Annotated in this window: 12 protein-coding genes; 3 read left to right on the forward strand and 9 right to left on the reverse strand. The window is 37.3% G+C overall.

The window, feature by feature from the left end:
* Positions 1 to 19: 19 nt before the first annotated feature.
* Positions 20 to 1849 (reverse strand): assimilatory sulfite reductase (NADPH) flavoprotein subunit, encoded by a 1830-nt coding sequence (locus tag ACTJJ9_RS09975; protein WP_145581881.1) that lies wholly within the window; start codon positions 1847 to 1849, stop codon positions 20 to 22.
* Positions 1850 to 2296: 447 nt separating this feature from the next.
* Between ACTJJ9_RS09975 and ACTJJ9_RS09980 the strand changes: the two genes are divergently transcribed.
* Positions 2297 to 3319: an NADH:flavin oxidoreductase/NADH oxidase gene (locus ACTJJ9_RS09980; RefSeq protein WP_095302071.1), complete on the forward strand. Its 1023-nt coding sequence runs from the start codon at positions 2297 to 2299 to the stop codon at positions 3317 to 3319.
* Positions 3320 to 3374: 55 nt separating this feature from the next.
* Here the strand turns inward: ACTJJ9_RS09980 and ACTJJ9_RS09985 are convergent, their stop codons facing one another.
* The 4 genes from ACTJJ9_RS09985 to ACTJJ9_RS10000 form a co-directional block, all read right to left on the reverse strand.
* The gene (locus ACTJJ9_RS09985; RefSeq protein WP_095302070.1) at positions 3375 to 4052 is read right to left on the reverse strand and encodes an NAD(P)H-dependent oxidoreductase; all 678 of its coding nucleotides are present in this window, start codon (positions 4050 to 4052) and stop codon (positions 3375 to 3377) included.
* A 425-nt stretch (positions 4053 to 4477) separates the two neighbouring features.
* Positions 4478 to 5959, reverse strand: coding sequence for an aldehyde dehydrogenase family protein (locus ACTJJ9_RS09990; protein WP_440768649.1), 1482 nt, complete (start codon positions 5957 to 5959; stop codon positions 4478 to 4480).
* A 134-nt stretch (positions 5960 to 6093) separates the two neighbouring features.
* The gene (locus tag ACTJJ9_RS09995) at positions 6094 to 6267 is read right to left on the reverse strand and encodes an asparagine synthase (RefSeq protein ID WP_095302463.1); all 174 of its coding nucleotides are present in this window, start codon (positions 6265 to 6267) and stop codon (positions 6094 to 6096) included.
* A gap of 92 nt (positions 6268 to 6359) precedes the next feature.
* A complete protein-coding gene (locus tag ACTJJ9_RS10000; RefSeq protein ID WP_145581886.1) occupies positions 6360 to 6752 on the reverse strand; it encodes a (deoxy)nucleoside triphosphate pyrophosphohydrolase in 393 nt (130 codons plus the stop codon).
* Between the two features lie 375 nt (positions 6753 to 7127).
* On the opposite strand from ACTJJ9_RS10000, the gene ACTJJ9_RS10005 reads away from it, so the two are divergent.
* Positions 7128 to 7400 carry a MerR family transcriptional regulator gene (locus tag ACTJJ9_RS10005; RefSeq protein WP_095302465.1) on the forward strand — a complete coding sequence of 91 codons (273 nt, stop codon included), beginning with the start codon at positions 7128 to 7130 and terminating at the stop codon, positions 7398 to 7400.
* A gap of 109 nt (positions 7401 to 7509) precedes the next feature.
* Here the strand turns inward: ACTJJ9_RS10005 and ACTJJ9_RS10010 are convergent, their stop codons facing one another.
* The 4 genes from ACTJJ9_RS10010 to ACTJJ9_RS10025 form a co-directional block, all read right to left on the reverse strand.
* The gene (locus ACTJJ9_RS10010; protein ID WP_145581888.1) at positions 7510 to 8181 is read right to left on the reverse strand and encodes a GNAT family N-acetyltransferase; all 672 of its coding nucleotides are present in this window, start codon (positions 8179 to 8181) and stop codon (positions 7510 to 7512) included.
* A gap of 56 nt (positions 8182 to 8237) precedes the next feature.
* A complete protein-coding gene (locus tag ACTJJ9_RS10015; protein WP_145581890.1) occupies positions 8238 to 8462 on the reverse strand; it encodes a PC4/YdbC family ssDNA-binding protein in 225 nt (74 codons plus the stop codon).
* Between the two features lie 515 nt (positions 8463 to 8977).
* Positions 8978 to 9910: an aldo/keto reductase gene (locus tag ACTJJ9_RS10020; protein ID WP_145581892.1), complete on the reverse strand. Its 933-nt coding sequence runs from the start codon at positions 9908 to 9910 to the stop codon at positions 8978 to 8980.
* Positions 9911 to 10003: 93 nt separating this feature from the next.
* A complete protein-coding gene (locus ACTJJ9_RS10025; protein WP_145581894.1) occupies positions 10004 to 10912 on the reverse strand; it encodes an EamA family transporter in 909 nt (302 codons plus the stop codon).
* A 113-nt stretch (positions 10913 to 11025) separates the two neighbouring features.
* Here ACTJJ9_RS10025 and ACTJJ9_RS10030 point away from each other — a divergent pair, with 113 nt between their 5' ends.
* On the forward strand, positions 11026 to 12432 hold the full coding sequence (locus tag ACTJJ9_RS10030; RefSeq protein ID WP_145581896.1) for an aminotransferase-like domain-containing protein: 1407 nt from the start codon (positions 11026 to 11028) through the stop codon (positions 12430 to 12432).
* Positions 12433 to 12461: the final 29 nt, after the last annotated feature.

Consider the following 12461-nt stretch of genomic DNA (forward strand, 5'->3'; position numbering starts at 1 on the left):
ACTCCTTTCAGGTCTAAAATCAATATACGTCACGTTGATAACGTTTTTGCTGCTGCATATCCGCAAGGTACGCTTCCGCTTTTTCGCGACTCATCTTACCTTCTTTTTCAATAATATCAATAAGTGTATTGTGAACATCGTGTGCCATGTTTTTCTCATCACCGCAAATATACACAACAGCACCCTCTTGAAGCCATTCAAATAATTCCTTACTATGTTCCTGCATACGATGCTGAACATAAACCTTTGCCTCTGTGTCACGAGAAAACGCTACATCCATCTTCGTAAGAACGCCATCCTTCACCCATCTTTGCCACTCTGTCTGATAAAGGAAATCCGTGACAAAATGCTGGTCTCCGAAGAACAACCATGACTTCCCTTCAGCACCGGTTTCTTCCCTTTCCTGCATAAATGAACGGAAAGGCGCTACACCAGTACCTGGTCCAACCATAATAATTGGTGTATCAGGATTTTCAGGTAGCTTAAAGTTATCATTATGCTGAATATAAACAGGAATCGTATCACCTGGTTCAAGACGTTCAGCTGCTTGTATTGAGCATACACCTTTACGCTTCCGACCATGTGACTCATACCTAACAGTACCTATCGTTAAATGCACTTCATCGGGATTTGCTAATAGACTGCTAGAAATTGAGTAGAGACGAGACGGCATTTTTCGTAAAATTGAGATAAATACTTGCGGTGTAACGTCCCATGGACCAAAATCGCGAACTAAATCTAATAAATCCCGACCATCAATATATTCTTTTAATTTATCTTCGTTTCCTTTAGATACTAATGTTTGTAATTCATTATTCTTTGAAAGCTCTGCTGCCTGTTGAAGAAGTGGTTTTGTTAAGACTGTCACTTCAAAATATGTGCGAAGTGCTTCATAAAGGGAACGAGTTTCACCTTGTTTATTAACTATTACATTTTCATCTGGATTCCACTTTAATTCTTTAAGAAGCGCATCAACCAATTCCGGATCATTTTCTGGATAAATACCTAAACTATCTCCTGGCTGATACGTTAATCCTGAGCCTTCAAGAGAAATTTCAAGATGACGCGTTTCTTTATTTGACCCTTTGCCATTTAAATTTATGTTTTCAAGTACCTCTGCTTTAAATGGATTAGAACGTGAATAAACAGATTCTCCCGCTTGAGGAGCTGCTTGGGCTGTAGCTTGTGGCTGTGCATTTTCTCCTGTTGACTGATTTAAGCTACTAAGAACTCCATTAAGCCACTCTGCTGCTGGCTCATCAAAGTCAAGGTCACAATCAACACGGTCATAAAGGCGCTTTCCGCCAAGCTCTTCCAAACGCTTATCAAAATCCTTACCCGTTTGACAGAAAAACTCATAAGAGCTATCGCCAAGTGATAAAACAGAATAACGTAAGTCATCAAGCTTTGGTGCACGTTTACCGTGTATAAACTCATGGAAGGAAATAGCGTTATCTGGAGGATCACCCTCACCATGTGTACTTACAACGATAAGTAAATTTTTCACTTTTTTCAAACTATTTGGTTTAAAATCACTCATTGATGAGACAGTTACTTGAAAACCTTGACCTTCAAGCGTCTTCCCAGCATTTTTCGCGATATTTTGTGCATTACCTGTTTGAGAACCAAATAAAATAGTTACTTCTTTTGATACTGGTTGTGCCGCAGTTTGTACTGTCCCTGTTGCAGATGCTTGAACATCTGATGTAGCTGTAGCAGAAACAGATTGAGAAGCTGCCAAATATCCACTTAGCCAAACCTTTTGGGATTCTGTTAAGGTTGGCAGAAGACGATTTAGAAGCTCTGCCTGCTCCTGATTAAAAGGACTGTTTAATACCTGAAGTTGCAACGATATCCACCTCACAAGGAATATAAGACTATGTAAGCCATAAAAATGGCTCATCCTACAAATTTCGTCATTTCACATAAAGTGAAAAAATAGTTAGTTTTATCGTACTATATTATTCCTATAAGTCAAGTAGGTTTTAGTCATTTAAACTATTAATATATGGGAATAATCAAAAAATTTATTATTCTAGAAATTTTTAAGATTTATCAAAATATTATATCATCAAAAAAGGAAACTATCGATTAGATTTTGAATCTCAAAAATGCAAGTGAAGCCTCTTTTCAATTTAAAAACAAATCACGAAATTAAGTTTCCATTTGACCAAATCAATAGGCAAACAACAGGACATACTAAAAGGTGGAAGTCGAATCATTTGACTTAACATCCTTTCTGGGTGTAAAACTTCACTGTACATTAATAAAAAACCAATTGGAAAGGAAGATTATCTTGCCTTCATTATTAGATGAATTTGAATTAAAAGGGCTAAAGCTTAAGAATCGCATAGTTATGCCGCCTATGTGCCAATATTCAGTTAAAGCAAAGGATGGAATACCAAACGATTGGCATTTTACCCATTACACTAGTCGTGCTGTTGGTGGTGCTGGACTTATTATTATGGAAATGACAGACGTTGAACCAGCTGGAAGAATTTCCGATTATGATTTAGGTTTATGGTCTGACGAGCAAATTCCGGCATTTAAACGTATTATTGAATCTTGTCAAAGCTATGGAGCAAAGGTTGGCATCCAAATTGCCCATGCAGGCAGAAAAGCAGAGGATGCTGAAGTACCCGTCTCTTCGTCTGCAATTCAATTCTCTGACCAGTACAAAAAGCCACGCGAGCTCTCAACTGAAGAAGTCGAGGAGATGGTGAAAAAGTTTGAAGCAGCATTTGAACGTGCAGTTAAAGCTGGGGTCGATACAATCGAAATTCATGGAGCACACGGTTATCTAATCCATCAATTTCAATCACCACTAACGAATAAACGTACTGATAAATATGGTGAAGATAAAGCGCTTTTTGGTGTTGAAATCATTCAAGCTGCACGTCGAGTAATGCCTGAATCAATGCCACTTATTATGAGAATTTCTGCTGTTGAATATGCCGAGGATGGTTATGGAGTCGATTATGCCATTGAATTAGCAAAACGTTACAATGAAGCCGGGGTCGATATTATTCATGTATCATCTGGTGGAGAAAGCAACTCAGGACCAAGCAATTCCGGACCAGGGTATCAATTGAACCTTGCTAAGGAAATGAAGGAAGCCTTACATATCCCAACAATTGCTGTCGGTAGAATGGAGGATCCTAAACTTTGCGAAGAAGCGATCCGTGAAGGAAAAGCTGATTTAGTTGCTGTTGGTAGAGGCATGCTTCGAAACCCATATTGGGCAAATGAAGCTTCAATCGTATTAGGTGGAAAACCACTAACTCCAGAACCAGTTGCTGCTGCCTATAGTATTCGCTAATTTCAACGATAAAAAACCAAGTAGTCAAACAAATAGACTACTTGGTTTTTTTCGATTAATTGATCCACTGGACGATAGCTTCTAGCTTACGTCTTGTCTTTGGACGTGGTTCCTTTGCACGATAACCAAATGCTACCATAACTGAAATAGCTAAATGGCCATCCTCAAGTAACCCTTCCTCATCTAAAATCTTTTGTACCTTATCAAAATCAAATCCTTCGATCGGACACGAGTCAATGCCAATTTGTGCAGCAACAGTCATCATATTAGCTAATGCAATATATGTTTGCTTTCCAGCCCAATCCAGCATTGTTCGTTCATTATCAAGCAAGTGTAAATCATCTTCCTGGAAGCTTTTATATCGCACTTTCATTTTATCAAATATTTCCGCAGGTATTTTTTTCTCATTCAACATTAAGTTTTCAACATATGCTGAGTCGTACTTTGTGTCCTTCATCGTTCTCGCTAAAATAAGAACGAAATGACTTGCAGTTGGAAGCTGGCCCTGTGCTCCCCAGGATACCTCACGGAGCTTTTCACGCAATTGCTTATTTTGAACAACGACAAATTTCCATGGCTCATAACCGACAGAGCTAGGTGAAAGTCTACCCGCTTCTAGAATGAATTGAAAATCCTCATCAGATATTTTCTTCGTTGGGTCAAATGTCTTTGTTGCATGTCTAAATTGAAATGCTTCAAGAATTTCTCGCTTTTTCTTTTCATTGTTTTCCATGCAATTCATCTCCTATCATGTTGTTCTTCTTAGAAATATCTTTGTATGTATTTCCTAGCTTTGAAGCTCAAATCTATTCTGCAACTTCTTTGTATTTTTGTAAAATATTTTGTCCCGGAAGCTACTCACTTTTTAATCAACAAACAGAAAAATGTACTTGTTGCATTTTATTAATAGTCGTTGTTGATTTCAGCACAAGTATTCGCTTTCCGCGTGGTTGCTGATGAGCAAACCCTCTCCGCTTTCAAACTCCTCGGTAAATGCATCTACTCTCAACAGTAACCTATCCGCCGCATCAAAGTAGGAGGCTCACCCCAAACAACCTTTTCAAAGGTTAGCCCTACATAAAACTTTGGAAATGAACTTTTAAAATTAATAACTGTCTCAGGCATCATTTTCATAACCAGAAGACAGTTAAATAAGGATCACTCTGGAATATACGGTAAATCCAGATTTTTCGGCATATTTATTACATGTGTATCTGTATAAATGAGCAGTCCATCTTTTCCATATTCGCGACCCATACCAGATTGTTTTACCCCGCCAAACGGGAATCTAACATCAAGTCCTTGAACTGCTGCAGTATTGATCATCGTTGTTCCTGCTTGAATATGCTTCGCTACTTTTAACGCATGCTCTTCATCTCCCCATACAGAGCTTGTTAGACCATAAATGCTGTCATTTGCTAACTCAATCGCATGCTTGTCATCCTCAAACGGTAAAATCGGTACAGTCGGACCAAACTGCTCCTCAACGACAATCGGATCTTTATAGTCTGCACCTAAAACAACTGTTGGCTGCATGAAATATCCCTTCTCATATAGCTCCTTATCTAAAACTTTTCCTAATTTGATAACCTTAGCTCCTTTTCTTTCTGCATCATCAATTAAGCTTTGGACAAATTCAACCTGTTTCATATTATTAACCGGTCCAATTGTCACATCATCGCTAAACGGATCCCCGACACGGATCCACTTATTTGCTGCTTCAATATATTTTTCAACAAACTCATCATATATAGAGCGGTGAACATAAACTCTTTTTGCAATCATACATATTTGCCCTGCAGTTAGGAAATTCGAAATGACGAGTCGACGCATTGCTCTTTCATCATTTACATTAAAATCCTCTAGTACGATCGCTGCATCATTTCCCCCTAATTCTAACGTCATATGCTTAATCGTATCTGCAGCTGCTTTTATAATATGCTTTGCCGTATTCGTTCCACCAGTAAAGGCGATTTTAGCGATCTTTGGATTTGATGTTAGCTCGACTCCGACATCTGCTTCCCCATGAACGAGATTAAGAACTCCTTTCGGGAATTCATTAGCAACGATTTCAACAATTTTACTTACAGCCAGTGGTGCTAATGGGCTAGGTTTAAGAACCATCGTATTCCCAGCTAATAGAGCAGGGGCAATTTTTATCGTAGAGAGAGAAATTGGATAATTCCATGGAGTGATGGCAGCGACAACACCTATCGCATCACGAGCAATGATTGTCTTTCCTAGTTCACTTTCATGAATTTCGCTTTTCAATACTTCCTTTGCATTTTCACAAGCAAACTCCATCCACATTAATGATACGCCGATTTCTCCTTTTGAATCATAAAGTGGCTTCCCATGTTCTCTTGTTAGCAATTCAGCAATTTCAGGGGTAGCATCTTTTACTTTTTGGATCGCCTTTTTCATTCGCTCAATCCGCTCATCAATAGACGTTTTTGCCCAAGCAGGGAATGCATCATATGCCGCATCAATTGCACGAATTGTTTCCTCTCGGGTGTTTAACGGAGCGTACCCAACAACCTCATCTGGATATGTGGGATTTTCACGAGGTGCTTGTTTTTCTGTTTTAATCTTTTCACCATTAATAATTGCATCAATTACAATAGGATCCTTTACTGTCAATTTGAGCTCCTTCCCTTCTAATTTAATTTTAACTTCACTTTCTTTTAGTATTTGCTGCATCAATTGAAACATACACTCGCACGGTACTTACATTAACAAAAAGAGCGAGTACAATTAGTACTCACTCTTTTAATCTAACGACGATGCTGGACTAGGTCTATAGCTCCCAGTACAATATGGGCTAAACCGAAGCCGAATATTGTATTTGCAACCATTTTATTAGAACCACGTCTTTGCTTTAAAGTATAGCCAGTCGCTGTAACAGCCGCACCTAAAGCTGTTGGAATCATTCCTTCACGAATATTCATCACAACAACCCCTCCACATCGTAGTTAGTCTGTGTTAAAAAACACCTTACTATCTTTCCCTTAACAGCTTACTTATACAAAAAATCTAATTATCATTCCATTGCCGCGATTTTCTCGACAGTTGGTAAATCGGCCGGTGCCCAATCTAATGTTTTCAATTCCTTAGGTAATAACCACTTTATTTCATTATGTTCAGTTAATAGAGGAGCTCCTTCTTCAAGGCTGCAGAGAAAGGTTGTCAAATGAACCGTCCCAAAATCATATTCATAAATAGTAAAGTCAATCTGTTCAATTATATCGATTTTACATTTCATTTCTTCCATAATTTCACGCTTTATTGCTGTTTCCACCGACTCTCCTTCTTCAATTTTCCCTCCTGGAAACTCCCACTTTAACGGTAAAATCTTACCGTGGCCACGCTGTGCGCATAGTATTTTTCCATTATCAATGATTACCGCACCTACAACATGAATTGTTTTTATCATCGTCCCATCTCTTTTCATTTATATTTTTTCTCAATAATTGTTTGTAAAAAGCAACACAAATCGTTAATAAAAAAATCCGTTAACTTTGCTAACAATCTAATATATTTCAAAGTTATTTAATGGCAAAATAAAAGAAAACAATATTATTTTGTTATGATAAATAAGGAAGGAACAACTCATTTTGTTGGATATGTTAAAGATTATAGTTGATTATTAAGCATTTTGTTATTGGAGCGTATATATAGGACTCCTGCTTAGAAAAGCGTGGAAAAGGGAGACCCTACAAGATCTTGCCGAGGCTCCAAGACAGCCAGCTAAGATCAAAACAAAATCTAACAAAGCCAAACGATAAAAAGCGGGGTGGAAAATTTGGAAATGAACAATTTAATTCATAAAAAAATTATGACGATGGGCACTGTCAAAGAAATGACTGGGCTATCAGAAAGACAAATTAGATATTATGAGCAAAAAAAATTAGTTTTTCCAGACCGTTCACCTTCTGGGACAAGAAAATACTCCTTTTCAGATATAAAATTGTTAATAGAAATTGCTGAAAAAATTCGCAAAGGCTCACAAACAGATATCGTACGGAAAGAGCTGCTAGAAAGCATTGATAGTAATATGCATTCATCCGAATCCTACGATTAATCGCTAATGATCGTATATAGCTCCTAATTGTATTTTCTCCATTATATTTAAACGCAAAAAGCTGAACTGTTTTGAAAAAACAAGCTTCATCTCTTCTCTTTTAACCTGTTTAAAAACGTATTAGAGCAACCTTATCCTTTGCCTCTAATTGTTCAATCATCTGATACCACGATACTGGCTTATTCGATAATACTGAATAATAGCGTTTTAAAAACTCAACAACTAAACTCGATTGAATGCTAGACTTATTCTCATCAAATGGGAGATAGCATAAATCTAGACCTGATACGGGCTCACCATCATTATTCCATGATGGATGAACATATGGTATATCAATACGTTTATACCCAAGATGTGCGAGTACCTCTCTACGAACATAAGGATCCATTGGCTTTATACCACCAAATTCGTAATGCTCTACACGATACGGATCATAGATTTCAGCAAACATTCCTTCAAGTTTCTTTCCATTCAACGATGCCATCTTATGTAAATCCTCTAATCTTTTATTCGCTAGAAAAGGTCCCACGCCAAGACCTGCTACTCCAATAATCGTAAAATCTGTCATCGCAACATTAAAATCCTCATAATAGCGATATTCAGTAGCACCGACAACCTTGTCATTGTTAACCGCCACATAAACATGAATTCCAGGATCCTCCAACGGATCCTTCCATAACTCGAACTCTAATACTTCTTCAGGCGGAAAAATCTCTTGCATTAGTTGATGCATCTGGGTAAACAATGGATCTTGTATGCTAGTGATTCTACTATATTCCATACACAAACCTCCCTTATATATAATTTGCCTAATTCGTATTAACCTTTATTAAATCATTAAGCTAAGTCAAGTCCATCAAGAATTTCCTTTAAACGAATCAGCTCTTCCTTCGTTAACGTCACGCCTTTGCCCATTTTTTCATTTGCTTCGTCCCAATCTCGCAAATCATATTTTGGTTCACGCTCATTCCAACTGATTAAATTCAATTCCTTCTTCCAGCCCTTTGCACCTTCAGAGACGGTTCCTATCTTTTCAATTATTTCAAATTTTATATTTGCCATAAACATCAACTCCTTTTAAACTCATGCTTACGTTTCTACCACCATTTTACGATGATAGAGTTTATTGAGCTAGTAATTTTCAGTATGAATCCCATTTATCAAATTTCAAAAAAACAGTTAACTCTTTGTTATCTGTACAATACATAATTATTTGTTCAAAGTAAAAAGAATAAAATATAGAAATAAGCAGCTATAAAGTTAAAAAAAGGCATAAAAATAAAAAGAATGTCTTCTAAACACACCATCATCTCTTAAAAAATGATGGATTTAAAAAAGCTAAGAAATTGGCAAAGATAAGACATTACCTTGTAGCATCATCATCTAAAGCATATCCCTACTAAATGTATTATTAGTAGCAACAAGCATTGTTGCTTCGACAAAAACAAAAAACGAGGATGGCTCAAAACCTAAGGAGCAGACCCCTCCAAACACAATATATAGACTAATGAAAAGGTTAGTATACTATATGCAAGTGTTTGTTGAAGGGATCAGACCCTTATGAGTCACCCTCGTTTTTAACGAAAGATTTGATCGATTTTGTTTATCTCTTCCTCCGTTAATTGGATATGTAATGTTTTTAAATTATCAATTACTTGTTCAGCACGCTTTGCTCCTGGAATTAGAACATCGATTGAATCTCTCGTTAAGTACCAGGCTAAAACAACATGAGCTACCTCTGCGTTTTTCTTAACTGCGAGTGTACGAAGCTTGTCTACCTTTTCTAAATTAAGGACAAATTCTTCTCCTTTTAAATGAGGCATATTAGCACGTAAATCGTTAAATGTTGTATCTTTTGTATATTTTCCAGCTAGCAAGCCTGATGCTAATGGGAAATAAGGGATGAAGGATATGTTATGCTCTTTCGTGTATGGAAGAAACTCCTTCTCCGCTTCACGCTGGATCAAATTGTAATTCCCTTGAATAACATCGACATAGCCATCTTTATTTGCTTCTTTTAACTGCTCAATAGAAAAGTTCGATACACCGATTGCGCGAATTTTCCCTTCGTCCTTTAATTGCTTTAATGCACCTACAGCTTCAGCCTTTGGTGTATTTTCATCAGGAAAATGGATATAGAACAAATCAAGATAATCTGTTTGCAGCCTTCTTAAGCTCTCCTCTACTGACTGCTTTAAAAATGCAGGTGAATTATCAAACATAACATTTTCTCCATCAAGCTTATGTGCCCCTTTTGTTGCAATAACTAACTCATTTCGCTTCCCAGTTTCTTTAATAACCTCACCAACAAGCTCTTCAGATCTGCCAGGTCCATAAATAAATGCTGTATCCAAAAAGTTCACACCATGGTTAATAGCAGTGCGAACTAACTCCTTACCTACTTCTTCATCAAGATTTGGATAAAGATTATGTCCACCAACAGCATTTGTGCCAAGTCCAATCGGGTTAACATATAAATCTGTTTTACCAATTCTTACTTGCTTCGTCATTTATCCCAGCTCCTTTATAAATGATATTCCACCTATTTATCCTACCACATTTAGGAAATCCTTTTCCTCTTTCATGCTTAGAAAGAAATGCTATTAACCTGTTACTCCCATCTTTTTGTTGATTAATTTTAACAGCATTTTTTTATTTGCTAATACGGTTCCCGCCAAGATTAGAAACGCACCAATTATCGATACAATCGATATCTCTTCGCCATAAAGCAATGCCCCAACTCCTAGTGCAATTAGCGGGGAAATATATAACCACGTCGATGGGAAAATTGGATTCGTTCGCGAGACGAGAACATAATAAAAGCTATGTCCAAGCATTGAACCGACGAATATTAAATAGAGAAGCGAACCAACTGCAGCTGGTTGAACATAATCGAGCTTTATCTCCTCGGTAAATATAGATAAAAGTAGTAACAATATTCCTCCGTTCATCATTTGTGCAGCATTCAAGGCAAGCGGTGATGTTGCTTCATACTTTTGAACAACACGCTTCGTATAAATTGTTCCTGATGCGTAAAAGACTTCACCGAAAATAATTGCTAAACACCCAATACACCAAGTAATATTAGCCTCCACAGAAAATGTTGGAAAGACTAATAACATCACTCCAGCTAAACCAATAAAGCAGCCGATAAATGAATATTTTGCTGATTGTTCCTTTAAAAATATCATTTGAATAAGGATAATCATCATTGGACCTGTTGCCGACAACACAGCCGCAATCCCTGAGCTTACATACTGTTCTGCCCAATATAAAGTCGAAAACGTTCCAAACGTCAAACAGACCCCTGTAATGACCATTTCCTTTGCGAACAACATACGAATTGATGCTTTCTTTTGCAAAACTAGAAAGCTAGCAATGATAAGTCCTGCTAAAAAAAAGCGAAGCCCAGCTGATAAAAACGGGGGCATCCCTGCATCGACACCAATTTTAATCGCTAAAAAAGTAGTTCCAAAAATAAAACACATGAAAATATAGTAAACAAAGTTCATTGTTCCTCCTCCTTTTCAACCATCATAAAGAATTGGAACTAGAACAGATGAAGATAAGCAGACCAGATTTCACTTATTCATGCTACAATCTACTTAGAACTGGAGGCATATATATGAGTAAACTACATCAAAGTAGGGATTTTCTGTTCAAACAAATTTATGATTATGTTGTGCATCGTATCGAGCGGAAAGAATGGAAAAAGGATGAAAAACTTCCATCCGTACGGCAGTTAGCAATTGAATTAAATGTCAATCGACTAACAGTATTAAAGGCATATCAGCTCCTTAAGAAGGAAGGAATCGTATATGTAAAGGATAAGTCTGGTTACTATGTATTAGGGGACATACAAGAACATGAAAAAGCATCTATTCATAAACCGATTCTATCACTGCCTCAGCAACAAAATCGCTTATCTGCTATTCATCAAGAAAAAGTAATCTATAATTTTTCTCAGGCACTAATAGATCCAAATCTGCTACCAAATCATTTTCTATCAGACTATGTAAAAAAAGTTTTTGATTTATATCCGAAGGTTCTCTCTACTTATTCTACTGTTCAAGGTGATGAGGAGCTCAGACAACTGTTAACAGACTATTTTGTAGGGCAATATAAAACATATGTTGAAGCAGATCAGTTACTTATTATTTCTGGCTCACAGCAAGGAATTCAGCTAGTTGCCCAAACCTTTATTAAGCCGAGAGACTATGTGTTAATTGAAAGGCCGAGCTATAGTGCAGCGATCGATTGCTTCCGTGCACATGGAGCAAAGCTCATCCCAATTGACATTACTCCAGAAGGATATCATTTACAACAAGTCGAACAGTTCATGAAACAATATAAGCCACGGATTTTTTATCTCAATCCTACGTTTCACAATCCAACAGGCTATACTATTCCTCCATGGCAGCGGAAAAAGTTAGTAGAGTTGGCCGAGACTTACCGATGTTTATTAGTTGAGGATGATGCCTACCATGATATTTATTTTGATGAAGAGCCTCCTCCACCGCTTTATACATATGATTCTGGTAATACTGTCCTTTATATCCGTAGCTTTTGTAAATATATTTCTCCAGGATTAAGAATTGCGACAATGATCTGCCCAGCTGCTTTACTCCAAGCACTTCTTACAACAAAATCGTTGGCTGATAATGGCTCACCATTATTAAACCAGAAAATCTTTATGCATTATTTTTCATCATTACGCTTACAGCAGCATATCGAAAAGATAAGAATTGCCCTCCAAATAAGGAAAGAAATCATGGAAGAGGAGCTTGCTAATACTGGGTGGTCGTGGATACGTCCTAAAGGTGGATTAAATTTGTGGGTACAGCTACCAAGCTATATAAATACGGAGCACCTATATTCTCAATGCCTAAAGGAGTCCATCTCCTTCGTCCCAGGTTCGCATTGTGACCCAACATACCAATCCACCTCCTCAATTCGGCTAAGCTATTCGTATATGAACGAAAGACAAATCGAAGAAGGTATGAAACGTTTCGTTCACCTTGCAACGAAATAGGGGACAGTCCCCACCAAAACGATGCAATC

This window comes from Metabacillus sp. 22489 (genome assembly GCF_052044855.1).
Classification (GTDB): Bacteria; Bacillota; Bacilli; order Bacillales; family Bacillaceae; genus Metabacillus; species Metabacillus niabensis.